This window comes from Anaerostipes caccae L1-92, assembly GCF_014467075.1.
In the GTDB taxonomy this organism is placed as follows: Bacteria; Bacillota; Clostridia; order Lachnospirales; family Lachnospiraceae; genus Anaerostipes; species Anaerostipes caccae.
Window position 1 is genome coordinate 789,600 of the sequence record NZ_AP023027.1, and the last position, 24,051, is coordinate 813,650.

General features: G+C 46.8%; 26 protein-coding genes. 19 read left to right on the plus strand and 7 right to left on the minus strand.

The features are described 5' to 3' along the window. Positions 1-13 precede the first annotated feature (13 nt). On the minus strand, positions 14-709 hold the full coding sequence (locus ANCC_RS03945) for a GntR family transcriptional regulator (RefSeq protein ID WP_039947012.1): 696 nt from the start codon (positions 707-709) through the stop codon (positions 14-16). Positions 710-1,036: 327 nt separating this feature from the next. On the opposite strand from ANCC_RS03945, the gene ANCC_RS03950 reads away from it, so the two are divergent. From ANCC_RS03950 to ANCC_RS03975, 6 genes are all read left to right on the plus strand, one after another. Next, on the plus strand, positions 1,037-1,774 hold the full coding sequence (locus ANCC_RS03950) for a glucosamine-6-phosphate deaminase (protein ID WP_039947010.1): 738 nt from the start codon (positions 1,037-1,039) through the stop codon (positions 1,772-1,774). A 66-nt stretch (positions 1,775-1,840) separates the two neighbouring features. Beyond that, positions 1,841-2,902 carry an iron-containing alcohol dehydrogenase gene (locus tag ANCC_RS03955; protein WP_006568613.1) on the plus strand — a complete coding sequence of 354 codons (1,062 nt, stop codon included), beginning with the start codon at positions 1,841-1,843 and terminating at the stop codon, positions 2,900-2,902. A 72-nt stretch (positions 2,903-2,974) separates the two neighbouring features. Then, positions 2,975-3,604, plus strand: coding sequence for a PTS glucitol/sorbitol transporter subunit IIC (locus ANCC_RS03960; RefSeq protein ID WP_006568612.1), 630 nt, complete (start codon positions 2,975-2,977; stop codon positions 3,602-3,604). A 51-nt stretch (positions 3,605-3,655) separates the two neighbouring features. Further along, positions 3,656-4,021 carry a PTS sorbitol transporter gene (locus ANCC_RS03965; RefSeq protein WP_006568611.1) on the plus strand — a complete coding sequence of 122 codons (366 nt, stop codon included), beginning with the start codon at positions 3,656-3,658 and terminating at the stop codon, positions 4,019-4,021. A gap of 20 nt (positions 4,022-4,041) precedes the next feature. After that, positions 4,042-4,578 (plus strand): PTS glucitol/sorbitol transporter subunit IIB, encoded by a 537-nt coding sequence (locus ANCC_RS03970; RefSeq protein ID WP_039947009.1) that lies wholly within the window; start codon positions 4,042-4,044, stop codon positions 4,576-4,578. A gap of 15 nt (positions 4,579-4,593) precedes the next feature. Next, positions 4,594-4,944, plus strand: a complete 351-nt coding sequence (locus ANCC_RS03975; RefSeq protein WP_006568609.1) for a PTS glucitol/sorbitol transporter subunit IIA — start codon at positions 4,594-4,596, stop codon at positions 4,942-4,944. Between the two features lie 40 nt (positions 4,945-4,984). Here the strand turns inward: ANCC_RS03975 and ANCC_RS03980 are convergent, their stop codons facing one another. After that, on the minus strand, positions 4,985-5,680 hold the full coding sequence (locus ANCC_RS03980) for a GntR family transcriptional regulator (protein ID WP_156340659.1): 696 nt from the start codon (positions 5,678-5,680) through the stop codon (positions 4,985-4,987). Positions 5,681-5,846: 166 nt separating this feature from the next. On the opposite strand from ANCC_RS03980, the gene ANCC_RS03985 reads away from it, so the two are divergent. The 4 genes from ANCC_RS03985 (at position 5,847) to ANCC_RS04000 (ending at position 8,600) form a co-directional block, all read left to right on the plus strand. Beyond that, the gene (locus ANCC_RS03985) at positions 5,847-6,719 is read left to right on the plus strand and encodes an aldose 1-epimerase family protein (protein ID WP_039947007.1); all 873 of its coding nucleotides are present in this window, start codon (positions 5,847-5,849) and stop codon (positions 6,717-6,719) included. 152 nt (positions 6,720-6,871) lie between these two features. After that, positions 6,872-7,420 carry a hypothetical protein gene (locus ANCC_RS03990; RefSeq protein WP_006568606.1) on the plus strand — a complete coding sequence of 183 codons (549 nt, stop codon included), beginning with the start codon at positions 6,872-6,874 and terminating at the stop codon, positions 7,418-7,420. Between the two features lie 26 nt (positions 7,421-7,446). Next, positions 7,447-7,704, plus strand: a complete 258-nt coding sequence (locus tag ANCC_RS03995; protein ID WP_039947006.1) for a TfoX/Sxy family protein — start codon at positions 7,447-7,449, stop codon at positions 7,702-7,704. Between the two features lie 68 nt (positions 7,705-7,772). After that, positions 7,773-8,600 carry an undecaprenyl-diphosphate phosphatase gene (locus ANCC_RS04000; protein ID WP_006568604.1) on the plus strand — a complete coding sequence of 276 codons (828 nt, stop codon included), beginning with the start codon at positions 7,773-7,775 and terminating at the stop codon, positions 8,598-8,600. 200 nt (positions 8,601-8,800) lie between these two features. Here the strand turns inward: ANCC_RS04000 and ANCC_RS04005 are convergent, their stop codons facing one another. Beyond that, positions 8,801-10,051: a [Fe-Fe] hydrogenase large subunit C-terminal domain-containing protein gene (locus tag ANCC_RS04005; RefSeq protein ID WP_006568603.1), complete on the minus strand. Its 1,251-nt coding sequence runs from the start codon at positions 10,049-10,051 to the stop codon at positions 8,801-8,803. An 11-nt stretch (positions 10,052-10,062) separates the two neighbouring features. Beyond that, on the minus strand, positions 10,063-11,403 hold the full coding sequence (nox, locus tag ANCC_RS04010; protein ID WP_006568602.1) for a H2O-forming NADH oxidase: 1,341 nt from the start codon (positions 11,401-11,403) through the stop codon (positions 10,063-10,065). A gap of 157 nt (positions 11,404-11,560) precedes the next feature. Here nox and ANCC_RS04015 point away from each other — a divergent pair, with 157 nt between their 5' ends. Continuing rightward, complete coding sequence (locus ANCC_RS04015) at positions 11,561-12,721, plus strand: amidohydrolase (RefSeq protein ID WP_006568601.1); 1,161 nt, start codon at positions 11,561-11,563, stop codon at positions 12,719-12,721. On the opposite strand, the gene ANCC_RS04020 is transcribed toward ANCC_RS04015, so the two are convergent. Continuing rightward, the gene (locus ANCC_RS04020; RefSeq protein WP_006568600.1) at positions 12,718-13,845 is read right to left on the minus strand and encodes a zinc-dependent alcohol dehydrogenase; all 1,128 of its coding nucleotides are present in this window, start codon (positions 13,843-13,845) and stop codon (positions 12,718-12,720) included. The genes ANCC_RS04015 and ANCC_RS04020 overlap by 4 nt on opposite strands. Positions 13,846-13,964: 119 nt before the next feature. Here ANCC_RS04020 and ANCC_RS04025 point away from each other — a divergent pair, with 119 nt between their 5' ends. From ANCC_RS04025 to ANCC_RS04035, 3 genes are all read left to right on the plus strand, one after another. Beyond that, positions 13,965-15,089, plus strand: coding sequence for a DUF6070 family protein (locus ANCC_RS04025; RefSeq protein WP_233458265.1), 1,125 nt, complete (start codon positions 13,965-13,967; stop codon positions 15,087-15,089). 62 nt (positions 15,090-15,151) lie between these two features. After that, positions 15,152-15,934: an EFR1 family ferrodoxin gene (locus ANCC_RS04030; protein ID WP_006568598.1), complete on the plus strand. Its 783-nt coding sequence runs from the start codon at positions 15,152-15,154 to the stop codon at positions 15,932-15,934. Next, the gene (locus ANCC_RS04035; RefSeq protein ID WP_006568597.1) at positions 15,931-16,737 is read left to right on the plus strand and encodes an MBL fold metallo-hydrolase; all 807 of its coding nucleotides are present in this window, start codon (positions 15,931-15,933) and stop codon (positions 16,735-16,737) included. Before ANCC_RS04030 ends, ANCC_RS04035 begins: the two co-directional genes overlap by 4 nt. A 9-nt stretch (positions 16,738-16,746) precedes the next feature. Here the strand turns inward: ANCC_RS04035 and ANCC_RS04040 are convergent, their stop codons facing one another. Next, the gene (locus tag ANCC_RS04040; protein ID WP_009289126.1) at positions 16,747-17,262 is read right to left on the minus strand and encodes a ferritin-like domain-containing protein; all 516 of its coding nucleotides are present in this window, start codon (positions 17,260-17,262) and stop codon (positions 16,747-16,749) included. Positions 17,263-17,422: 160 nt separating this feature from the next. On the opposite strand from ANCC_RS04040, the gene ANCC_RS04045 reads away from it, so the two are divergent. From ANCC_RS04045 to ANCC_RS04055, 3 genes are read left to right on the plus strand one after another with little or no spacing between them, the layout of a single operon-like run. Continuing rightward, the gene (locus ANCC_RS04045; protein WP_006568595.1) at positions 17,423-18,310 is read left to right on the plus strand and encodes a cation diffusion facilitator family transporter; all 888 of its coding nucleotides are present in this window, start codon (positions 17,423-17,425) and stop codon (positions 18,308-18,310) included. Then, the gene (locus ANCC_RS04050) at positions 18,307-20,037 is read left to right on the plus strand and encodes an ABC transporter ATP-binding protein (protein WP_006568594.1); all 1,731 of its coding nucleotides are present in this window, start codon (positions 18,307-18,309) and stop codon (positions 20,035-20,037) included. The genes ANCC_RS04045 and ANCC_RS04050 overlap by 4 nt, the downstream gene beginning before the upstream one ends. Next, positions 20,030-21,808 carry an ABC transporter ATP-binding protein gene (locus tag ANCC_RS04055; protein ID WP_006568593.1) on the plus strand — a complete coding sequence of 593 codons (1,779 nt, stop codon included), beginning with the start codon at positions 20,030-20,032 and terminating at the stop codon, positions 21,806-21,808. The genes ANCC_RS04050 and ANCC_RS04055 overlap by 8 nt, the downstream gene beginning before the upstream one ends. A gap of 50 nt (positions 21,809-21,858) precedes the next feature. Here ANCC_RS04055 and ANCC_RS04060 read toward each other — a convergent pair whose 3' ends face one another. After that, entirely contained in the window at positions 21,859-22,641 is a 783-nt protein-coding gene (locus ANCC_RS04060; RefSeq protein WP_006568592.1) for a Cof-type HAD-IIB family hydrolase, read from the minus strand. Positions 22,642-22,784: 143 nt separating this feature from the next. On the opposite strand from ANCC_RS04060, the gene ANCC_RS04065 reads away from it, so the two are divergent. Beyond that, complete coding sequence (locus ANCC_RS04065) at positions 22,785-23,246, plus strand: LytTR family DNA-binding domain-containing protein (protein WP_006568591.1); 462 nt, start codon at positions 22,785-22,787, stop codon at positions 23,244-23,246. Continuing rightward, positions 23,243-23,938, plus strand: a complete 696-nt coding sequence (locus ANCC_RS04070; RefSeq protein ID WP_006568590.1) for a LiaF transmembrane domain-containing protein — start codon at positions 23,243-23,245, stop codon at positions 23,936-23,938. Before ANCC_RS04065 ends, ANCC_RS04070 begins: the two co-directional genes overlap by 4 nt. Positions 23,939-24,051 lie beyond the last annotated feature (113 nt).

The following is a 24,051-nucleotide window of genomic DNA, read 5'->3' on the forward strand; positions in this document are numbered from 1 at the left end:
TTCTTCCTGTTTTTTAACGGTAAGAGTGCAGTTCCAGCAGATATTTTTTGGGGTTTTTATGTGAAATTGTATATTCAAAGGGGCGGCCGTCTGACAAGTAAGCGACCATATCAAGTTTGATGACAGGCTCATCTTCCTGAAGCTCCAATGCTTTCGCGATCGCCTCCGGCGGGAGTACGGCACTGATCGTTTCTTTGGACATAGAAACTTTCATGCCGTGCGATTCGATGAATTGGTAGATAGAATCAACGAGTACATCACAAGTGATCCCCTTAACAGAAAACGGTGCGAAATATGAATCGTCATAAATAATAGGATCTCCATTCTTAAAGCGCAGACGGATAAGATAATATACAGGATCACCTGGTTTTATATCCAACTGTCTGGCCACGGTCTCAGAAGCCTCAATGATCTCAAAGGAAATCAGACGGGTAGATGGGGTATCTCCCGTAGAACGGAGGTCTTCTGCAAAACTTTTGAGTTTGTTCAGTGACTTGCGGAGCCGCAGATCGGAGACAAAAGATCCCTGTCTCGGTATCCTGTAAATAATTCTTTCATTTTCCAGATCAGAAAGAGCCTTTTGAATCGTCGGGCGTGAAACCCCAAACTCTTCTATTAAATCGCGTTCAGAGGGGAGTTTATCATTCGGCGACATGCTGCTGATCTTTTTTAACAGGCAATGCTTGATGGACATAAACTTTCGATTCATTTTAAATCCTCCCATTGATGAATGTATTGCTGAGAATAATTTGTGGACTGGTCCAGTGCTTTGAAACGGTGGAGACCATCTGGATATGACCAAGTTAATTCCCGGGAGTAGTATAACACTAATTATTTTTGTGGTCAAATATTATGTATATATATAAGAAAAATTCGAAAAATTATACAAATTACATAAGGATGCAGAGAATGTTTAAAATAAATATAAAAAAGATTACAAAAATGTATTGCTAAATCTGGACATGTGCAGTATAATCTAATCGTGGACATATCCACGAGAAACATATCAAAGCTAATAGAAAAGGAGTACATCATTATGAAGGTTATCGTGACAAAAAGTTATGAAGAATCCTGCCGGGCCGCGGCAAACGAAATTATTACACAGGTTCAGAAAAAACCAGAATCAAAATTGGGTCTTGCAACCGGGGGAACAGCAGAACAGGTTTATCCGTTTCTGGTAGATGCCTATAAAGAAGGAAAGGTAGATTTTTCCCGAATCACGACTGTCAATTTAGATGAATACATCGGAATGGACCCGGACAGCCCGCAGAGCTACCGCAGCTATATGGCATGCCGCTTCTTCGGGCCGGCAGGAATTGACGCGGCAAACACTTATGTGCCGTCCGGCAGGAACAAAGCAGAAGATGAGATTCAATTGTTTAATGAAAAATTGTACGAAGATAAGATGGTAGACCTCCAGCTCTTGGGAGTCGGTGTGAGCGGACATATTGGATTTAACGAACCGGGGGAAAAGCTTACAGCAGGAGTACATATCGAAAAACTGGATGAGAGCACGATCGCTGCAAACTCCAGGTTCTTTGACTCACCGGATGATGTACCGAAAGAAGCGATCACAATGGGAATTGGCGACATTATGAAAGCAGAAAAGATTGTACTCATTGCCACGGGAGAGAATAAAGTGCCGGTAATGAAAGCGCTTCTTACGGACGATGAGATTACATGCAAAATACCGGCAACTATGCTCAAGATGCACAGAGACGCCACAATCGTCATCGATGCAGAGCTTGCCAAAGCTGCCGGCTATCAAAATTAATATCTGATTTAAGTCTACCATATACAGCCGCTGCAATCAATACTTCTAAGAAGGAGGACTGCAAATATGATATTTCCACATGTCGGAGATCAGTTCCGTCTGGTCTATGGAAGAAATCTGTTACCTGGATTGACAGCTGATCTCAGTAATTATCTTGTCGTAACTGACGGATTTGTATTTGAAAAATATAAAGAACAATTAAAAAATGATTATAAAGTCTATATAGTAAAGGACGTTGAAATCTCCACTCTGGAACAAGATGTAGAAAAGTACCGAGGAGTGGACACCGTTGTTGCAATGGGCGGTGGAATGGCAATTGATGCAGGAAAATGGATGGCTGAACATTTGGGCAGGAAAATCCACAGTGTGCCGACAGTCCTGTCCGTCAATGCCGCATTCTGCTATAAATCTGCCATGAGGGTTCATAATGTTGTAACTTATATGGGACGTATTTTCCCGGAAGCCATCTATATTGACTTTGACATTATTAAAGGAGCGCCGAAATACCTGAATATTTCAGGGGCGGGCGACCTGCTGGCCTGTCTGACTGCTTCTTACGACTGGAAACTGAACAGTATGGTCACAAAGAGCCATAAATTTTCACAGGAAATCTGTGACGGAGCCCAATACCTGCTCGGTATGCTGGCAGAAAATATTGACAATATCCGTGAAGTCAATGATGACGGAATTTATTTCATGTGTGAGGCTTTCCGGTGGGTAGCAGAATACAGTGCCAGGATGAATCACACGATGTGGGAAAGCGCAAGTGAACATGCGTTTTTCGACAACATGGAATTTGTGTGCAAAAAACCGTTTCTGCATGGTCAGATCATCGGAATGACCGTCTATTTTATGTCTCTGTTCCAGGATAACCAGCACGAGAGAGCGCTGATGATGCTGAAGCGCCTGGGGATCGATGTTACACTGGAGGGTCTGGGGATTACGGAGGACCAGCTCCGCACCGGACTGCTGACTCTCGCCGATTTTACCGAGCGGGAAGGACTGCGCTATACCATTATTAACGCAAAGCCGATCACCGAAGAATGGGTCGATATGGCTGTTGCAAAATATAAAAAAGACTTCAGTATCGTCTCTGACGGTCAGTCTGCTGATAAGTGCACTGCATAACGTATTTACTCAGAGAACAAATCGTAAGGGGGCGCTGCCTGCCCCCTTCAAAAGCAAAAGGAGGAAAAATATATGCTTACACAACTTGCATCAGCGGCAAACGAGACCGCATTTGAGCTTCCGGGCATCATTACAGCATTTGTTGCTGTCGCAAAAGGTCTGACAGGATTCTTCAAGGCGGCAGGAACGACGTTCCTTGACAATATGCTGGGCATCCTGCCAATGGCTTTGATCGCACTGACAGTACTGAATGCGGTGGTGAGTCTGGTCGGGGAGGAACGCTTTGATAACTTTGCGCAAAAATTGACAGGAAACTTTTTTACCCGATATACTATTCTTCCGTATCTTGGAAACTTCTTTGTCGGAAGCCCCATTGTATTTACCTTCGGCCGTTATCTGAAAGAAAAGTATAAAGCCGCTTTTTTTGAGGTTGCAAACCGTACCAATATGGCGCCGATGATGTGTCTGTTTCCTCATGTAAATCCGGCAGAAATGTATGTGTGGCTGGGGGTATACGAGGGGGTTGTTAAAATGTATGGGGCACAGGCCGGAGGAGTTCTGGCGGTATGTACATTCCTGATCGGATTATGTACCTCTTCGATGATTGGACTTACGATTGAGAAAGTCAACGGGATACTTGCCAAGCGTGAAGGCATCAACTGGGAAGAGGTGGAAGCAAGAAAACATGGAGAAGCATACTAACGTACAGTACTGTGTCTGACAAAGATATCATTTATACAGGAGGTTGCAGAAATGGGAAAAGCTATCGTATCAAAAGGAGGCGGGGGATTTGGTACTCCGCTGGAGATCAGTGCAGAAGGGAAAAGAACAAAAGTTGTATGTATGACAGGTGTGGGCATTCATCCGCTGGCAGAAAAAATTGCCGGGATCATCGGGGGAGAAGCGGTGGACGGATTCCGTAAACCGGTTCCGGATGCCGAAACTGCATGCGTCATTGTAAACTGCGGAGGGAGCCTCCGGCTTGGGATGTTTCCGAAAAAGGGTTTAAAGACGATCAACCTGAATCCTACCGGGCCAAGCGGACCATTTGGATCATTTTGTAAAGAGGGGATTTACGTGTCCGGCTCTACTGTTAAAAATGTTACCGCTGAAGATTGAGTGTGTGGAAGGGGAAAAATATGAAAACAGTTTCTAAATTTATGACAACAGTTGCTGCAGGGATCGGAAAGTTTGTAATGACAGTTGTACAGGCTGCAAGAACTTCGTTTAAACTCTGTCTGGAAACCATTATCCCATTTCTGATTTTTGTGTCAACAGTATTTACGCTGATCACAAGTACCGGGGTCGGGAATATTATTGCAAATGCACTGTCAGGACTGGCAACTTCTCCTATAGGACTGATTGTAATGGGCCTGATCATCACATTTCCGCTGCTCTCTCCGATCATTGGACCGGGAGCGGTGATCCCGCAGGTGATCGGGGCACTGATCGGAGGACTCATCAGCACGGGTGCCGTACCGCTTACCATGGCGCTTCCTACTGTATTTGCAATCCATCAGCCCTGCGGAGCAGATTTTATTCCGGTAGGCATGTCACTTTGTGAGGCGGAGCCGGAGACGGTAGAGGTGGGAGTATCTGCAGTGCTGTTCTCTAAATTTGTGGTAGCTCCAGTCGAGATCCTCATTGCGGTCATCATTGGCCAGCTGGTATTTTAGGAGGGAAAATTAAAAATGAAATATACGGCGAAGATACTGGGCATCGGAGCGCAGGCATGTGACTTCCGGGATGAAAATATGCTGATTTTTTTTGGGCAGTGCGCAGGCGGAGGCCTGGAAGACTACAGCGTACTCATAAGAGAGCCGGAGGAAACAGTTTCCATCTGTCCCGGGGATATTTTGACAATCGGGAAATTCAGCTATCCAGTCACTGCTGTGGGAGATATGGCATCAAAAACATTTTCAGAGCTGGGACACTGTACAGTCCGTTTTGATGCGGCCAGAGAAGCGGCCCTTCCCGGCACTGTACATGTGGAAGGTGAATACCCGGACTGCCGGATTGGAGATGAGGTGACCATCAGATAACGAAAAGGTGCCAGTCTTTTTGACCGGCACCTTTTCGTTATCAGCGGTAGGATTTTATTTCAAGCAAATATTTTTTTGGATTCTTATGGGACAGCGTATACTCAAACGGCCGTCCGTCCGACAGGTAGGCAACCATTTCTATTTTGATAACAGGTTCGTCATCGCGTAGTTTTAGTGCTTCGGCTATTTCTTTTGGAGGAAGGATGGCATCCACAGTTTTTTCTGCCATGGAGATCTTCATGCCTCTTTGTTCCATGAAGCTGTATATGGAGTCGACGAAAACTTCACAGCTGGCATCCTGGATGGCAAATGGCGCATAGTAAGAATAATCATAAATGATCGGATCTCCATTCTTGTGCCGCAGCCGAACAAGGTAATAAACGGGATCCCCTGTTTTCAGATGCAGTTTCCGTGCCACAGTCTCAGAGGCCTCAATGATTTCAAAAGCGATCAGGCGGGTCGAAGGGACGTCGCCTGAGGACCGCAGGTCTTCAGGAAAGCTCTGGAGGGAATCCAGGGATTTGTGCAGACGGCGTTCAGAAACAAAAGAGCCTTGTCTTGGCCTGCGGTAAATAATACCTTCATTTTCCAAGTCGGACAGTGCCTTTTGAATGGTCGGGCGGGAGAAGCCGAATTCTTCTATGAGATCACGTTCAGAAGGCAGCTTTTCATTGGGTGCCATTGTATTAATTTTTTCCAAAAGACAGTTCTTGACCGACATAAATTTTCGATTCATTTCAAATCCTCCAAAACGGGAATATTTGCAGATAGTATGTCCATTTTCACCAGATGAAAGCATGCAAGCCGATAAAATGGTAAAAAATTCATGTTTTTTGCCGCTTCATTATACTATATCTCATAACAAAAATCCAGATGTATGAAAGAAAGAGAGGGACTTCAAAGTGTACCAGATAGAAAATGAAATATGCCGGATTTCAGTGAAAGAACACGGCAGTGAATTATGTGAAATGTACGATAAAGTGAGGAAACGGGAGTATATATGGCAGGCAGGACCAGTCTGGCCGAAGCATGGGCCTCTCCTGTTTCCTGCGATCGGAGGATTTTACGGCGGAACTTATATGGCGGGAGAAAAGATTTATAAAATGAAGGCGCACGGTTTCGCACGTGACATGGATTTCACACCAGTGTACAGAACAGATGAGGAGATTGTCATGGAGCTTCAGAGCAGTGAAGAGACTTATGAATCCTACCCGTATCATTTCTGCCTGCAGGTTTCTCATCGGCTGGAAGGCAGAAAACTTACGGTTACATGGAAAATTCTGAATGCAGGAACAAATACCATGTATTATTCTATTGGAGCCCATCCGGGATTTCAGTTTGCAGAGGATACAGAGCTGTCAGATTACCGTCTGATCTTTGACCGGACCTTGGATCTGAATACGCACCGGATAAAGGGCAGGCTGATAACTAGGGAAACATATCCGGTGGACAGGCAGATCAGAGAGCTTCCATTAAATCCTGATCTTCTCCGGCACGATGCGCTCATTTTTGAAGACGGGATTTCATCCATGCTTCTTGAGTGTGACAAGGCAGACTATCATCTGAAAGTAAGTTTCCCGGGATTTCCGGCAGCGGCGGTCTGGAGTATGCCTTCTGCTATTGATAAAGCTGAATATATCTGTATTGAACCGTGGTATGGCATGAATGATTTCGTGGGACAGGGCGTGCAGGATATCAGGAAAAAATATTTAATCCAGTCATTGAAGGCAGGGGAAACAAAAGAAATAAGTTATACAATAGAGATATGCGATTAACAGGAGCGCCTTTAAAAGGCGGCAGAAATTAGATATAGAACAGTTCCGGGATATTATATGAATTCTGGGACTGTTTTTGTTTTTAGTTTTCATGATTTTCAAATGGAACTGAATGATTTATAATTGGAATATATGAGAGAGGAGGAGCAAGATTGGATACAGTAATTAAAATTCTTTTAGCAGCAGATATATTGTCAGGTCTGTTTTTTCTTTTTTCTTCCGGATTTAAAGGGAAAAGATTTTATTGGATTAAAAAAGAAATTTCGGGTCTTATTTTATTGGCAGGGGGAATTGTGGGATTCTATGCAGTCTATACAGAAAATTCGGTACTTTTGAGGATCGCTTTTTGGAGCTGCGTTGGACTTTTCAGTATTTCTCTGGGTGTTTTTGATCTCATAAAAATCCGTATATGTAAAACAATGGTTTATGGAAGGTTTGTAGAGAGTAAGATATCAGGCACGGGAAGAAACAGAAGCGTCACACCTACTTTTGAATATACATACGGGGGAGTTGTCTATAAAAATGAGAGCGGCGAAAACATTCCTCCTGAAATATCAAAGAATTATGAGGCAGGAAAGCCTTATCCTGTTTTTATCTGCGAAAACGAGCCCTATCTTTATATTACGGATCGCAATATGATCGGAAAAGTTATCTTTGAAATTATTTTAGGAATCATCGTGCTCGGCACTGCATACCTATGAGGAGTGTGAGCCGGGAAGGAGTTATTATGGGAGAACTGAAAGATCTTGAGAACATCGGGGCAAAAACAGAGGATCAGCTGAACCAGGCGGGAATCTATACGAAAGAGCAGCTGATTAAGGCCGGAAGTAAAGAAGCGTGGCTGAAGATAAGAGCTTTTGACGAGTCTGCCTGCCTCCATCTGCTCTGGGGACTTGAAGGGGCGGTGGAAGGAATAAAAAAGAAGGATCTGTCACCGGAAGTGAGAAAAGATCTGAAAGATTTTTTTGATGATATCAATCAATGACGATATTATAAGTTGAAATTCTCCCTGATGTGAAATATAATAGACAAAACATGTAAGGGAGATTAATTATGAATGTAATAGAAATCGTAAAGTCGATTGTTCTCGGTATTATTCAGGGAATCACAGAGTGGCTTCCGATCAGCAGTACGGGCCATCTCATTTTGTTTGACAATATTTGGCCGATGGCATCAAGCCCGGAGTTTTTTGAAGTATTCAAAGTAGTGATCCAGTTCGGCTCTATTTTGGCAGTGCTGGTTTTATTTTTTCACAAACTGAATCCATTTTCTCCGCGCAAGAGCAGAAGGGAAAAACGGGATACATATAACCTCTGGAAAAAGGTCATTGTAGGATGCATACCGATCATCATCGTGGGACTTCCGCTGGATATGGTACTGGAAGATTATCTTTCCGGCGTTTATGTCATAGCGGCAACTTTGATCTTGTACGGGATTGCCTTTATTGTCATTGAGAGCAGAAACAGGCGTCCGTCTATGCGGTCACTGGAGGATCTGACATATAAAGCGGCGTTTTTCATCGGATGTTTTCAGGTGCTTGCGGCTATTCCGGGGACATCCAGGAGCGGTGCAACGATTCTGGGAGCCGTTTTGCTGGGCTGTTCCCGCTATGTCGCCAGTGAGTTTTCTTTTTTCCTGGCAGTGCCGGTTATGGCCGGAGCCAGCGGATTGAAACTGATCAAATATTTTCTGAAGGTAGGAATGTTTTCAGGCAGTGAATGGATTCTCCTGACTGTGGGAACCTTGGTTTCTTTCTTAGTGTCCATCCTGGCAATCCGTCTGCTGTTAAGTTATATCCGAAAACATGACTTCAAAGTTTTTGGAGTTTATCGGATTCTGCTTGGTATTGTGGTAATTGTATACTTTGGATTCCTGGCCTAATCGATAAATATTCCGCTATAGAACGTTTAAATCAGGAATTTCTGATATGCACTGCCGCAGCGATGAGTATCTGGTAGAAGATCTCAGGAATGAATGGAAAGAAACAAGTTTAGATTAAACGAAAACAAGCATCCGTTACAGAATTGATTTTTACTGTAACGGATGTTTGTTTAAATGGGAAATATATATTCTTTGTATTTTTAACTATTTGCAAATTCTCTGGTAAACATATCGCTCTTTTCTACAAACTCCTCCATATTTTTAAAACCGAGCCGGTGGAGAAGTTCCATCACATACGGATTGTCAAGGGGCGTCTTATAAGGAGCTTCCTCTCCGTATGTTTCTACGTTTCTTTTTCCTTTGTCTTTATCAATGATAATTTTAGGTCCGCCGACACATCCGCCTCTGCATGCCATCCCCTCAAAAAAGTTGGCGTCTGTTTCGCCCTTTTGGATTTGTTCGATCATGGCTTTGCATGCAGGGACACCGTCCGCCTGCTGTGCGCGGACCGGGACGTCTCTTCCCGGACTGAGTTTTTCCACAGTAGACCTTACGGCTTCGCTGACGCCGCCGGTGTGGGCATAGATCCTGCCTGCCCTGGAGGAGTGTTCCCTGTCATTGTCGGCAAGTTCTTCCGGCTGTATCCCGGCCGCGTCAAAGATATCCTGTACTTCCTGAAACGTCAGCACATAGTCCACTGCATCTGCAATATCCGGTTCTCTGGCTTCTTTCTTTTTTGCGATGCACGGGCCGATGAATACTGTGACTGCATCGGGGTGGATCTGCTTTACTGCCCGTCCTGCCGCGATCATCGGGGAGACCGCTCCCGGCACATGGGGAATCAGTTCATGATAGATTTTGCGGATCATGGCGATCCAGACCGGACAGCAGCAGCTGGTAAGCTGGAAATCATCGTTTGAGTTGATATGCTCGTCAAATTCCAAAGCCTCTTTCAGAGTCAGGATGTCTGCAAAGACCGCTACTTCCACCATTCCTTTGAATCCGGCGGCCTTCAGGGCACTTCTCAGCTGTCCTGGGGAAGCATTTTCATATTGGCCCACGAAAGCAGGGGCGATCAGAGCATACACATCTTTTTCTTCACTGCGCACTTCTTTTAACACTGGGAAGATATCCTTGCTTTCCGCCAGCTTATCAAGCCTGCATGACTCAATACAGACACCGCACCCGCTGCATTTATCCGGATCGATGGACAGCTTTCCGTCAACTTCTTCGATGGCGTCAAAAATACAGCTGTTTTTGCAGGCCCTGTCATAGGCACAGCTCTCACATGATTCGGTGTGGATGACCGGGGCATACTGGTCCGGATTTAAGAGGCAGTCCAGCTGATGGGGATCATAGTCAGCCTCACTGATATCTTCATTTTTCATTTGTTTTTGGAGTAATTCTTTATAGAGTTCATGGAAAGAGGTTGATTTTTTTGCTTCCGGCATATGAATCACTCCTATTCTGCGTTCAGTGCGGCCATAGTGATATAATTGTACGGCTGATTAAAATGGGGAAGGAAAAACAGGTCAAACAGTTTTAACTTATCAATGGTCACTTTTTCCTGGATGGCCATAGAAAACAGGTGGATTGCCATGGAGATATCATAGTCGGAACAAAGCTGTGCACCGAGGATGCGTCTGGTCTTTTTGTCGTAGACGATGCGGATTACGACTTTATAGTTGTCCTTCTCCATAAATCCGGCTTTCTGCCAGTCCTCATAGTCTGTGGCTGCGGCGTCAAAACCCAGCTTTTTTGCGCGCTCCAGGGAAAGCCCGGTGCTCACCATGTTTAAGCCCCAGATGCTGATTCCATTGGAACCCTGTACTCCCGGAGATTTCAGCTCTGTGCCGCAGGCATTGTGGGCGGCGATGATTCCGGAACGGACGGCGTTGGTGGCAAGTGCGATATAATCCGTGTCTTCGATGGCGTTGTTGTAAACGGTGGCACAGTCACCTACGGCATAGACATCCGGGCGGCTGGTCTGCTGCATGAGATCCGTAAGATAGGCTCCATTGTTGTGGAACTGCTTAAGCTGGCCGTTTCCGAGTTTTGTGTTGGGGCGGAATCCTACACAGAATATGACCATGTCGGCATCATAAGTATGTTTGTCTGTGACCACCTTCTCGACTTTTTCGTTTCCTTCCAGGCGTTCGACTTTTTCCTCAAATGCCAGATGGATTCCGTGGTCAGACAGCTGCTTTTCCATGCGTTTGCAGAACATATCGTCATAATAGGCGGACAGGCAGGTGTCTGCGCAGTCAATTAAAGTGACTTCTCTGCCGTTTCTCTGAAAAGCCTCGGCAAGTTCCACACCGATATATCCGGCTCCGACGACAGCGACTTTCTTTATAGAGGTATCTCCAAGCTTTTCGATGACTTCCGCCGCATTCTGATAGAGCTTTACAAACTGTACATTTTCAAGGCTCATGCCTGGCAGCTGAGGTCCCACCGGAGTAGAGCCTGTGGCAAGGATCAGCTTGTCGTAAGGGTATTCACAGTCTTTGCCGGCAGCATCCTTTGTATAGACGACCTTGCTGTCAAAATCTACGGAATTGACCGAGGTCTCCATATAGATCTTTGCGCCCTTCCCTTCCAATATTTCTTTGCTGGAATAAAACAGTCCGTCAGGCCCGGAAATCTGTCCCCCGATCCAGAGTGCCATTCCACAGCCTAAGAAACTAATATTGGAATTGGCGTCAAAGGCGGTGACGTCCACATCCTTATAATTGTCGAGTATCGTATTCAGCGCTGCAGTACCTGCATGATTCGCACCGATGACAATGATTTTTTTTGGCATAATCTTAATCTCCTTTATATCTGATAAGACTTCGTATCATAATCAGTATGCCAAAAAAAGAAAAAATTATTGATGTGTCCGGGAAAATGCTCCGCTGTTTGAAAATTCTGTTTTGGGAAATACTTCTTGAGACATTAGTTACAGGAGGAATAAAACGATGCTGATTATAAACGGGAAAATCCTTCCTATGGAAGGAAAAACAATAGAAAACGGATATGTACAGACGAAAGGTGAGGTAATAAAAGAACTGGGGAAAATGGAGCAGGCACCGTCGCCGGGTAAGGGGGAAGAAGTCCTCGATGTGAAAGGGGCCTGGGTCATGCCGGGACTCATTGATGCCCACTGCCATGTGGGAATTATGGAGGAGAAAAGAGGTACGGCAGGAGATGACTGCAACGAAGCCACAGATCCTATAACTCCTGCCGTGAGGGCTGTGGACGGAGTAAATCCGATGGACCCTGCGTTTCACGATGCGATTATCGCAGGGATCACTTCACTGATGACAGGACCCGGCAGTGCAAATGTGGTGGGAGGCCAGTCCATATTTTTAAAGACACACGGACGGTGTGTCGATGAAATGGCAGTGCTCAATCCTGCGGCAATGAAAGCTGCTTTCGGAGAAAACCCCAAAAATGAATACGGTGGGAGAGACCTCATGCCCGGAACACGGATGGGAACGGCTGCACTCCTGAGGGAAGTGCTGTTTCAGGCAAAACAGTACCAGAAAGAGAAACAGGAGGGAACACTGGAAAAAGAAGATTTTCAGATGGAACCGTGGCTTCCCGTGCTGGAAAAAAAGATTCCGCTAAAGACCCATGCCCACAGGGCAGATGACATTCTGACCGCAATCCGGATCGCCAAGGAGTTTGAGATTGACCTGACCCTGGATCACTGTACGGAAGGCCATCTGATCGCTGAGGAAATTGCAGAATCCGGATTTCCTGCAATTATCGGTCCTGATCTGACTGCCCGGTCCAAGATTGAAGTACAGAATATGAGCTTCAAGACCAACGGGATCTTAGAAAAGGCTGGGGTCCTGACGGCTATTATGACAGACCATCCGGTATCATTGATCCGGTATCTGCCTCTCTGCGCAGGACTGGCCGTGAAACAGGGCATGTCCATGGAAGGGGCACTGAAGGCGGTGACCATCAATGCCGCTAAGATCTGCCGTGTGGATGACCGGGTCGGAAGCCTGAAGCCGGGTAAAGATGCGGATATCGCAGTTTTTTCTGACAATCCGGTGAATACCCTTACCAAGACTCTTTATATAATCATCAATGGGCAGATTGTTTACCATGAGGGAGATAAGAGTTAAGGTTTTAAGATGACCTTGATGCACTCATCCTCTTTTTCATCGAAGATCTTATAGGCGTGTTTTCCTTTGCTCAGAGGAAGGCGGTGGGTGATGATATCCGTGGCGTCAAAGGAACCGTCCGCGATCTGTGAAAGAATTGGGTCCACATACCTCTGGGCAGGACACTGACCCATTCTCAATGTGATATTCCGGTCAAAAAAGTTGCCCAGAGGGAACAGATTATATCTTCCGCCGTAGACACCGATCATTGCCACGGTGCCGCATTTTCTCACCGCTTCGGAGGAGATCTCGATGGCAGACTTGGAGCCGGCCTGGAGTTTCAGGGCGGATTCCACTTTTTCTACGACTGACATTTTCCCGTCCATACCCACGCAGTCGATGACAACATCGGCGCCGCCGTGGGTTTTTTCTTTGAGTTCCATACCGGTGTTATCATAGTCCTTAAGATTCATGACCTCGGCGCCGTAGGATGCCGCATGCCGCAGCCTGTAGTCTACGCTGTCCACGGCAATGACACGTTCTGCACCCAGCAAAAAGGCCCATTTGACTGTCAAAAGGCCGACAGGGCCGCAGCCTAAGACCACGACGGTGTCACCCGGTTTCATGCCGCTGATATCCACGGCCCATCTGGAGGTGGGGAGGATGTCAGTCAGGAATAAGACCTGCTCATCTTCAAGTTCTTCCGGTACTTTTACAGGCCCTACATTGGCGTAAGGAACCCGCAGATACTGTGCCTGCCCTCCCGGATATCCGCCGAAGGCGTCACTGTACCCGAACAGGCCGCCGGCTCCTCCGTTTGGATTAGAGTTGTCGCACTGGCTGTATTCCCCGTGTTCGCAGAAGAAGCAGTGTCCGCAGGCCACAGGGAACGGAACGATGACCCGGTCACCTTTCTTTACATTGGTTACGGCTTTTCCGGTTTCTGCAACGATTCCCATGGTCTCATGTCCGAGAATAAATCCCGGATTCAGGGCAGGAACCCGGCCGTGGATCAGATGGAGATCGGAGCCGCAGATGGCCGTGGAAGTCACTTTTACGATGATATCATCCTCCCTTTCAATCCTTGGGTCCGGAACCTTTTCCACTCCCACATCTTTCACTCCGTGATAAACAATCGCATCCATAATTTGTACCGTCCTTTCTAAATATCATATTTACTTTTTAATATGGCTTTTGTCATAGACAGCTATACTTGACAATTAATTCTTACAGATGTAAGATTTAAAAAAGGAGATAAATGACTATGAGAATCATAAAAATTTTGATCCCAGTGCTGGGATGCCTTTTCTGTCTTTCTGCCTGCGCCACAGAAACGAATAAGAATCCGAAAGGAAGAACAGAAAAGATCAAAAAAGAACTTTTTGCGGCAGCAGACTGCTATCAGACGATTTATGCATCTGCACAAAAAGGGAAAGGCATGAATCCGGTGCTGGACAAAAGGGAGATCCACAGAATTGTTCAGCGGCTCGGAACATGCGGATATGCTGCCGCGTGTATGGAAAATGACTGTGATATGCAGAATGGACGGACAGTAGAGAAAGCTTTGCGGAAAGCCGAAAAGGGTGGGAAGACTTCCGCCGTATTTTTCTGTGTCACCAGATCAGGGGGAATCCACAGATATGAACTGAAGCCGATAGGAAACAAAGCGGAATTCACAGACGCTTATCTGGACTGGAACAAACAGGGGAATCCGGCAGTATCCTATGTAAAAAAAGAGGAAGCATCCTCCTGGAGTGTGACGAAGAAAGGATGGCTGATCTGGGAGACCAAACATACAGAAAATGAGGAGATGGATACCCACAGCATGATCCGCATCCGCCCTCTTAAAAAAGAATACCGCAGATTTTGCAGGAAATATATTGAACCGGTGGGTTACAGAGGAAACAATCTGTTTCTTACCGACTGGAATGAAAATAAGCCGAGAAAACTTTATGTAAATGATCTCTATGAGTATCTGTACCGCATAGAGACCGGCAGACATTTTGACGGGGACAACGGGACAAAAGGGATTCCATCTGAAGAATTTGAACTTCTGTTGCAAAAATATCTTCCGTTTTCAAAGAGACAGATCCGTGTCCGGGCAGACAGAAGCGAAGACGGAACACGTTATCTGTGGGAGCCTTTAAGGTGCGGAAATTTAATTCCTCAAAGTATGCCGGTTCCTGAGGTGATTGGGGCAGAGCATAAAAGAGATGGAAGGATCGTTCTCACCGTGGATGCTGTTTTAAAACAAAAGGGGACGGACTGCCTGTTCCGCCATAAAGTAACTCTGAAAAAATTTGGGGACGGCAGGGTGCGTTATATTGGGAATCAGATCAGAACAGCAGATAAAGAGAGAGTTTTGGATTACCAGAAAAGGAACCGATAAAGCTACCAGACGATAAAGTTTTCTGTTATAATGGCAGAAAGCGAAGTCAGGAGGTTTTGAGTATGGAAATATCAAAAGTGACGGAAGTATTTTTCAGCCCTACATACAGCACGGAACGCATTGTCAGACTGATTGGTGAAGCATGGGAAGAAACGCATCAGGAGATTGATCTTTCCAGGATACCAAAGGAAAGGAAAATACACGAATTTGGCGCACAGGACCTGATAGTTTTTGGAGTCCCGTCCTACGGGGGAAGAGTGCCGGCTCCGGCTGCAGAACGGTTTCGGAATTTAAAGGGACAAAAGACACCGATCATCCTTCTGACCGCATTCGGGAACCGGGATTATGACGACACTCTTCTTGAGATGAAAGACCTGGCAGAGGAGCAGGGATTTGTTCCTGCGGCAGCCGTGGCTGCGGCGGCGGAACATTCCATTATGCGCCAGTATGCAGAAGGAAGGCCCGACAGCCGGGATCAGAGTGAACTCACGGATTTTGCTGTGAAAATCCGGGAAAAGATACAGCAGACAGAAGATATCGAAGGCATGACAGAACTTTCCGTGAAAGGAAACCGGCCGTACCGGGAGTACAATGGAGTTCCCATGAAGCCTTCTGCCGGAAAACAGTGTAAGAAGTGCGGTCTGTGTGCCCGTCTCTGTCCGGTCGGCGCCATACCCGCAGAGCATCCGGAAGAGACACTGAAGGAAACATGTATCTCCTGTATGCGGTGCATCGCCGTCTGTCCGGAACACGCGAGGAAAGTCAGCAGACCGGTGCTCATGGCAGCATCTGTGAAACTGAAAAAAGAGTGCAGTGAACGAAAAAGGAATGAGTTGATTTTATGAAGCCGGAACTGATTATGCTTGGAACCGGAAATGCGATGGTTACCAAGTGCTATAATACATGCTTTGCTCTCCGGAATGAGGAAGAATATTTTCTTGTGGATGCGGGGGGAGGAAATGGGATCCTTTCACAATTGGAAAAAGCACAGATCCCATTTGAACAGATCCGCCATATGTTTTTAACCCATGCCCACACAGACCACATTCTCGGTGCCGTGTGGATCATAAGGAAAGCCGCTGCTATGATGCTCGCCGAAACCTATCACGGACGTTTTACGATCTACTGCCACGATGAGGCGGCGAAGGTTCTCAGGGAGATATGCGAACTGACGCTGGCCGGAAAATTCTTAAAGTTTCTGGGCAGTAAAATACGAATACAGGAAGTAAAAGACGGAGAAGGGATACAGATCTCAGATATGCATGTCCGTTTTTTTGATATACATTCCACAAAGGCGAAGCAATTTGGATTTCGAGCGGATTTGGAGAAAGACATTTCACTGGTATGTCTTGGTGACGAACCGTACAACAGCTTATGTAAGCCCTATGTGGAAGGAGCAGACTGGATGCTCTGCGAAGCCTTTTGTCTGTACGGTATGAGGGATATTTTCCATCCATATGAAAAGCACCACAGCACGGCGCTGGACGCCGGGAATCTGGCCGAAAAACTTAAAGTCAGAAATCTGGTGCTTTACCATACGGAGGATACCGATTTAAAGAATCGGAAGAAGCAGTATACAAAAGAGGTCAAACTGCTGTACTCAGGGAATGTCTATGTGCCCGAAGACCTGGAGGTGCTGAAGCTGTAACGAAAAATGTCAGCAGCCAGAAGCACCCAGATAATGACGGAAGATCTGAACATGGACTTTTTCATCCATGGCGATCCGGTTCAGCACAGCACAGACAAACGGGTCCTGTATTTTAGAGGCAGTCTCCAGATAAAAGCTGGCGGCAGCCTCTTCTGCTTCCATGTTGCTTTTCAGTGCCTGGTGAAGATCCTTTGTATAATCAGGGGCATCTCCGCTCCAGCACTGGCAGGGGTCTTCGGCAAATCTCGGATCGCCGCCCAGAAGGGAGACCAGTGTGCCGAGCATCTGCATGTGGTGCATTTCCACCTTTGCTATTTTCATCAGAGTATCGGCCAGTGAGGAATACTTTTTAAAGAAGATCCAGTTTTGATAAATATATGTGGTGACAGCCGTCAGTTCGCTGGACTGGGCTCTCAGTGCTGGCAGTATCATTTCCGCATACCGGGGATTCCGCCGGGCTGCTTTTACAGGTGGGTAGGGATGGGGGTCTGTGACCGCCGGATGGTAAGAATCACAAAATGTCATATAAAACATCCTTTGCTGTTTCAGTTGTTTTTATAATATGCACACCCGGACAGACGGTGAATCTTTATCGTACATTTTCAGGGAATATGCATATTCTATAAGTACTCAGATTTGAAGGGTGTAGGGACCGGTGAGACAGCAAAGAAAAGAACGGATAGCCATGAAAGTGTCTGTCAACAGTATTCTTGTAAACCTGATATTGTCGGCATTTAAGTTATTTGCCGGCATTGCGGCAAGATCCGGAGCCATGATCTCGGATGCGGCCCACTCTGCATCCGACGTGTTCAGCACGGTCATTGTCATGGCGGGGGTTGTTCTGGCTTCCAGGGAAGCAGATGAAAAACATCAGTACGGCCACGAACGGATGGAATGTGTGGCGGCGGTCCTACTGGGAGCAGTGCTGTGCATCACAGGGCTTTTCATAGGAGCGGCCGGACTTCAGAAGATTTTTGCGGGGGATCAGGGAAAACTTGTGATTCCCGGAGCTCTGGCCATGGCGGCCGCCCTGATCTCCATAGCCGTCAAAGAGGGAATGTACTGGTATACGAGGAATGCGGCCAGGAAAATTGATTCTGCTGCGCTGATGGCGGATGCGTGGCACCACCGCTCTGACGCACTGTCTTCCGTCGGCAGCTTTGTCGGTGTACTGGGAGCCAGGATGGGATTTCCCATTCTGGACCCCCTGGCGAGTGTAGTGATCTGCATTTTTATCGTAAAAGCGTCCTACGACATTTTCGCAGATGCCGTGCGCAAAATGATCGATGAGTCGTGTAGCAGGGAGACGGTGGAACAGATGAGAAGCGTGATCCTTGACCAGAAGGGAGTCAGGGGGATTGATGATATCCGGACGAGAAAATTCGGAGCCAGGGTATATGTGGATGTGGAAATCTGTATGGACGGGAATCTTCCGCTCAGAAAGGCCCACGACACGGCGGAAAAAGTCCACTTGAAAATTGAGGAGAAGTTTGCGCCGGTGAAACATTGTATGGTACACGTAAATCCCGTCAAGAATGAAGATGGGGGAATGAACGAGGAAATGACAAAATGAAACTAATTTTATCTTACTTGAAACATTATAAAAAAATGTTTGCGCTGAATGTTTTTTCGGTATTCGGCTTTGCTCTCGTGGAGCTGGGGATACCGACCATCGTAGCGTGGATGATCGACCGGGGCGTATCGGAAAAGGACACGGCTTTTATTTTTGAGATGGGAGGAGTGATCCTCCTGATCTCTCTGCTCGGAACTGCTGGGACGATCCTGCTGGGCTACTGCTGTGCCTATCTGTCCACTTCGATTACGCGGGACATCCGAAATGACATGTTTGAAAAAACGCAGGAATTTTCACACAGGGAATTCAAAGAATTCGGGACGGCATCCCTGATTACGAGGACGACCAACGACGCTTTTCAGATTCAGATGTTTTTGAATATTCTGTTCCGCACCGCGCTGATGACCCCGGTAATGACTGTTGGCAGCATCGTGCTTGTGCTGAAAGCTTCTCTGAGTCTTTCCATGGTGATCCTGGGGACGGTTCCCTTTATCGTCGTAGGTGTGATCATTGTGGCAAAACGCTCTGAACTTTTAAGTGAGCGCCAGCAGTCTTCGCTGGAATGGATCAACCGCATTTCCAAGGAAAATATCAGCGGTATCCGGGTCATCCGGGCGTTTACCAACGACCGGCATGAAAAGAAGCGCTTTGATGAAGCAAACAGTGCCTATATGGGATATTCCAAAAAGCTGTTTAAACTGATGTCTGTCACTCAGCCGGCCTTTTATTTTCTTATGAATTTAGCCGGCATGCTCATTTACTGGATTTCCAGCATTATGATAGAGCAGGGAGGGCTGAACATTGGACAGCTGGTAGCCTTCATGGATTATCTGTTCCATGTGATGTTCTCTATTATGCTGTTCTGTCTGGTTTTCATGATGTATCCGAAAGCGGCGGTCAGCGCCAGGAGGATTACAAAAATCTTCGACGCTGTGCCGGCAGTTGAAAATGCTTCGGGAGAAGGAGGCAGCCCTATCCGCATTGATGAGATCACGTTTGACCATGTGACCTTCGCATACCCGGACGGGGAGGAAGCAGTGCTCACCGACGTGTCCTTCACTGTGAAAAAGGGAGAGACGATTGCATTTATTGGCAGCACGGGTTCCGGAAAAAGCACTCTGATCAATCTCGTACCCAGGGCTTATGATGTGTCCGGCGGAAGGATTCTGGTCAATGGGAAGGACATCAGGGAGATCGATCTTAAGTCTCTGAGAAATTCTATCGGTTTTATACCGCAGAAGGCTATGCTTTTCTCCGGAAGCATCGCTGATAATCTCAAGTTTGGAAAAGAAGATGCCTCTTTGAAAGAAATGGAGGAGGCGGCAAAAACCGCCCAGGCATATGATTTTATCATGGAAAAAGGCGGGTTTGACGTGCAGATCACGGAAAATGCAACCAATGTATCCGGCGGACAGAGGCAGAGGCTTTCCATCGCGCGGGCACTTGTGAGAAAGCCGGAAGTCTATATTTTTGACGATTCTTTCTCTGCTCTTGATTTTAAGACCGATGCAAAGCTCAGAAAAGAACTGAAAAAGGTTTTGAAGGACGCGGTCATGATGGTCGTAGCCCAGAGAATCACCAGCATCATGGATGCAGATAAGATCATGGTGCTCAATGAGGGCCGGGTCGTGGGAGCCGGAACTCATAAAGAACTGCTGGAAAGCTGCAGGATTTATCAGGAGATCGCCGCATCCCAGCTGGATAAGGAGGAACTGGCCCATGATTAAGAAAATAAAACAGGCAGGTGCGGTGATCAGCAGACTCAGGCCGTTTATCGCTCCTTATAAATGGGGATTCATCGGAGCGGTTGTGATGACGGTTTTAAGCGTGGCCGCCATGACCTCGGCGCCAAGGATCGAGGGAATGATCACCACCCAGCTGGCCAAAGACGCAGCGCAGATTGCAGGAAAAGTACCCGGTGCGGGAGTACAGTTTGATGTGATCGTGAAAATTCTTGCTGTACTGGCGGTAATCTATATCATAAAGATGGCATCCCAGGTCATCAGTATGTTTCTGCTGACCAATTCCATCCAGAGCGCCATGCATGATATGAGAAATGCGGTGCAGGATAAGATCCGAAGGCTGCCGGTGAAATATTTCGATACCCACAGCTTTGGGGATACGTTAAGCCGGGTGACAAATGATATCGATTCGGTATCCAACGGTTTGCAGCAGAGCTTTACCCAGGTTATCAGCGGCGTCCTGACGCTCATCCTGGTCCTTGTGATGGTGTTTACCATCCAGCCGGTGATGGCATGGCTGGTCGTGCTGATCATTCCTGTCAGTATTCTGATCAGTGTGGCTGTGGTAAGGAAAAGCCAGAAGCACTTCAAGGCGCAGCAGGATTCTCTGGGAGAACTGAACGGGACGATCACGGAGCTATATACGGGATACAATGAGATCCTGCTGTTCGGAAGGCAGCAGTCTTCCCAGGAACGGTTTAAAGAGATCAACGGAAGACTCCAGAAGCATGCTCTGAAAGCACAGTTTGTCTCTTCCATGATGAGTCCGCTGATTTCTCTGTCTGTATATCTGTGTATCGGAGGCGTGGCGGTGTCCGGGACTGTCTTTGTCATACAGGGGATGCTGACCGTGGGCAATCTCCAGGCTTTCATCCGATATATCTGGCAGTGCAATGAACCCCTCTCACAGGTGGCCCAGCTTTCAGCACAGATACAGGCAGCATTTGCAGGGATGAAAAGAATTTTCGAGATCCTCGATGAACCTGAGGAGATTCCAGATCCAAAACCGGGAACACGCATCTTGGATGTAAGAGGAGAGGTTTCATTCGAGCATGTGGCCTTTGGATACGGAGACAAACCGGTCATAAAGGATTTGGATATTCATATAAAAAGCGGCCAGATGGTCGCCATCGTAGGTCCTACAGGGGCCGGGAAAACAACGATCATTAACCTGCTGCTGCGTTTTTATGACACAGACAGCGGAAGAATCCTGATTGACGGGGTGGATATCAAGTCCATGAAAAGAGAAGACTTAAGAAGCATGTTCGGCATGGTCCTTCAGGACACATGGCTGTTTTCCGGAACGATTTATGAAAACATCCGGTATGGAAGGCTGGATGCCAGAAAGGATGAGGTGATCGACGCGGCCAAGACGGTAAATGTTCATCACTTTATCCGGACGCTGCCGAAAGGTTATGATATGGAGATCGACGAGGAAGGAAGCAATATTTCCCAGGGTGAAAAACAGCTTCTTACGATTGCAAGGGCGGTGTTAAAGGACCCGAAAATTTTGATTCTGGATGAAGCCACATCTTCCGTGGATACAAGGCTTGAAAAGATACTTCAGGAAGCCATGCATAAGCTGCTGTCCGGAAGGACCAGCTTTGTCATTGCCCACAGGCTGTCGACGATAAAAAATGCAGATCTGATCCTCGTGCTGAAAGAAGGCCGGATCGTGGAGACCGGCACGCACACGGAACTGCTTGAAAAAAAGGGATACTACGAACAGCTTTACCACTCACAATTTTCCACATAAAAAAATCACCAGACTGTAGTTTCGCAGGTCTGGTGTTTTTTCTTTTTGTATTAAAGCAGACAGCTGATTACTTTTAAGTGTTTCAGGGCATGGAAAATTCCATCCTCTTTATAATGGCGGGTGACGTAATCTGCGGCTTTTTTCGCTGCCCGGGTTGCGTTTTCCATGGCAACTGCCGTACCGGCGGCCTCAAACATGTGAACGTCATTGTCTCCGTCTCCGAATGCATAGCTGTCATCCTGTGAAAAGCCGAGGGCACTGGTCGTATAGGCAACAGCATGTCCTTTGTTGAAGGATACACTGGAGACATCGGCGGAGCCGTCAAAGTGGTCGTTAATGATATATTTGCCGTCAAAATTCTGCTTGATTGTCTTTAGATGTGCCGCATCTTTGTAGATGATATCAAATGCATAGGCCCTGACATCCCGGATGTCCCAGCTATCTACATGAATTACATCGATGGATTCGTATGGTCTCGTATGTCCGTACAGATACAGCGGATTGCCGTGGTATACGACGCCGTCTCCGAGGAGACAGTAAGAGCACTGGGAAACCCTGCACAGCTTAATGATTTCTTTCAGTTCTGCGACGGTGAAGCTGTTGTCCAGCAGGACGTTTCCCTCGTGCTCTATGCGTCTGCCGTTTGCGGCGATAAATCCGTCGGACAGCCCGGAAAACATACGCCTGATATAGCCGGCGGGCCTTCCTGATGCGATCATGACCGTGTGTCCTTTTAACCTCAGTTCCCGAAGGGCTTTCTGATTCGAGGGAAGGATGTCTTCCTGATCCGCAAGGGTCCCGTCGATATCAAAGAAAAAAATTTTTTTGGACATAGTATGATACCTCCATTCTGATTGCAGCTATTATACCATATATACAGAGGAATGTGTCACTTACCCTCTGTTTTTTACCACTTGGCTGTTTTTCATTTACAGTCTCACGGGCTCTGCTATAATAAAGGCGTGGAGATGAAAAGATGAAGATACGAATTGAGATTGATGAAAATTTAATGGAAGAAGAGGTCATCATCCGGTGTGCCGGTTTAAATGACATCGTCCAGGAAGTGCAGAAAGCGGTCTCGGAGGCAGCATCCGGGACACAGACGGCCGTGTTTTCCAAGGGAGAGCAGGAGTACTATTTTCCCTTGTCCAAGGTTCTGTTTTTTGAGACAGACGGAAACACCATCAACGTGCACACGGCGGATGATATCTACGAGACCAGGTACCGGCTGTATGAACTGGAAGAGATGCTTCCGGGGTCCTTCATGAGGATCTCAAAGTCGGCCGTTGTCAACACCAACAGGATCTATTCCATCAGCAGGGGGATATCGGCTTCCGGCATCATACAGTTTGAACATACCCATAAACAGCTGTATGTGTCGAGACTTTATCTGAAACCGCTGAAACAAAAATTAGAAGAAAAGAGGATCGGGAGATGAAGAAAGAAAAGATTTTCTGGGGATTGTTTTTTATCTTTGGAGCGGTGTTTATTATTTTTGGAAGACTGGGATACTTGAGAGAAGTCAGTGTATTCAGCCTGATGCTAACGATATTTTTTGCGGCTATGCTGATCAAAAGCCTGATGCATCTGGAGTATACGGGAATCCTGTTTTCCATTGCATTTCTCTGCATCATTTATGCAGGGCCGCTGGGAATCACCGCTGTCACGCCATGGCCGGTATTAGGAGCTGCACTCCTGGGAAGCATCGGGTGTCATCTGCTGTTTCCTTCCAGGAAAAAGAGATGGAAGGAATGGCACAGAGATGAGCCGTTTGAGTCAGTCATTGACGAGGAGGACGGAACTGCTGTCTGCCACAGAACTACATTCGGTTCTACCGTCAAATATGTAAATTCTGATCATTTCAAATATGCACAGTTTGACGTAAGCTTCGGGGAGATCAAGGCTTACTTCGACAACGCAGAAGTAGAGGGTGGAGATGCTGAAATCAATGTGGACGTATCGTTTGCCGGGATGGAACTTTTCCTGCCGAAAGAGTGGACGGTGATCAATCAGGCCAGTGCTGTCTTCGGGGCTGTGGATGAGAAAAACAGGAACCACGGCGACGGTACGATACGGATCAGACTGACCGGAAGAATCAGCTTTGGGGGAGTGACGATTATCTATGTGTGACATTTTCTGCATGATTTCCGTTCGGCTCTTAGAATGCCTCACTCCAATCATGCAGAAAATGGAGGTAATGTATGCCGGAGGAAGCTGCTTAGAAACCAAAGATGCCATCTGCG

Bases quoted from the DNA above. Each gene is read 5' to 3' on its own strand.
- ANCC_RS03945 (WP_039947012.1), bottom strand. From the start codon at position 709: ATGAATCGAAAGTTTATGTCCATCAAGCATTGCCTGTTAAAAAAGATC.
- ANCC_RS03950 (WP_039947010.1), top strand. From the start codon at position 1,037: ATGAAGGTTATCGTGACAAAAAGTTATGAAGAATCCTGCCGGGCCGCG.
- ANCC_RS03955 (WP_006568613.1), top strand. From the start codon at position 1,841: ATGATATTTCCACATGTCGGAGATCAGTTCCGTCTGGTCTATGGAAGA.
- ANCC_RS03960 (WP_006568612.1), top strand. From the start codon at position 2,975: ATGCTTACACAACTTGCATCAGCGGCAAACGAGACCGCATTTGAGCTT.
- ANCC_RS03965 (WP_006568611.1), top strand. From the start codon at position 3,656: ATGGGAAAAGCTATCGTATCAAAAGGAGGCGGGGGATTTGGTACTCCG.
- ANCC_RS03970 (WP_039947009.1), top strand. From the start codon at position 4,042: ATGAAAACAGTTTCTAAATTTATGACAACAGTTGCTGCAGGGATCGGA.
- ANCC_RS03975 (WP_006568609.1), top strand. From the start codon at position 4,594: ATGAAATATACGGCGAAGATACTGGGCATCGGAGCGCAGGCATGTGAC.
- ANCC_RS03980 (WP_156340659.1), bottom strand. From the start codon at position 5,680: ATGAATCGAAAATTTATGTCGGTCAAGAACTGTCTTTTGGAAAAAATT.
- ANCC_RS03995 (WP_039947006.1), top strand. From the start codon at position 7,447: ATGGGAGAACTGAAAGATCTTGAGAACATCGGGGCAAAAACAGAGGAT.
- ANCC_RS04000 (WP_006568604.1), top strand. From the start codon at position 7,773: ATGAATGTAATAGAAATCGTAAAGTCGATTGTTCTCGGTATTATTCAG.
- ANCC_RS04005 (WP_006568603.1), bottom strand. From the start codon at position 10,051: ATGCCGGAAGCAAAAAAATCAACCTCTTTCCATGAACTCTATAAAGAA.
- nox (WP_006568602.1), bottom strand. From the start codon at position 11,403: ATGCCAAAAAAAATCATTGTCATCGGTGCGAATCATGCAGGTACTGCA.
- ANCC_RS04015 (WP_006568601.1), top strand. From the start codon at position 11,561: ATGCTGATTATAAACGGGAAAATCCTTCCTATGGAAGGAAAAACAATA.
- ANCC_RS04020 (WP_006568600.1), bottom strand. From the start codon at position 13,845: ATGGATGCGATTGTTTATCACGGAGTGAAAGATGTGGGAGTGGAAAAG.
- ANCC_RS04025 (WP_233458265.1), top strand. From the start codon at position 13,965: ATGAGAATCATAAAAATTTTGATCCCAGTGCTGGGATGCCTTTTCTGT.
- ANCC_RS04030 (WP_006568598.1), top strand. From the start codon at position 15,152: ATGGAAATATCAAAAGTGACGGAAGTATTTTTCAGCCCTACATACAGC.
- ANCC_RS04035 (WP_006568597.1), top strand. From the start codon at position 15,931: ATGAAGCCGGAACTGATTATGCTTGGAACCGGAAATGCGATGGTTACC.
- ANCC_RS04040 (WP_009289126.1), bottom strand. From the start codon at position 17,262: ATGACATTTTGTGATTCTTACCATCCGGCGGTCACAGACCCCCATCCC.
- ANCC_RS04045 (WP_006568595.1), top strand. From the start codon at position 17,423: ATGAAAGTGTCTGTCAACAGTATTCTTGTAAACCTGATATTGTCGGCA.
- ANCC_RS04050 (WP_006568594.1), top strand. From the start codon at position 18,307: ATGAAACTAATTTTATCTTACTTGAAACATTATAAAAAAATGTTTGCG.
- ANCC_RS04055 (WP_006568593.1), top strand. From the start codon at position 20,030: ATGATTAAGAAAATAAAACAGGCAGGTGCGGTGATCAGCAGACTCAGG.
- ANCC_RS04060 (WP_006568592.1), bottom strand. From the start codon at position 22,641: ATGTCCAAAAAAATTTTTTTCTTTGATATCGACGGGACCCTTGCGGAT.
- ANCC_RS04065 (WP_006568591.1), top strand. From the start codon at position 22,785: ATGAAGATACGAATTGAGATTGATGAAAATTTAATGGAAGAAGAGGTC.
- ANCC_RS04070 (WP_006568590.1), top strand. From the start codon at position 23,243: ATGAAGAAAGAAAAGATTTTCTGGGGATTGTTTTTTATCTTTGGAGCG.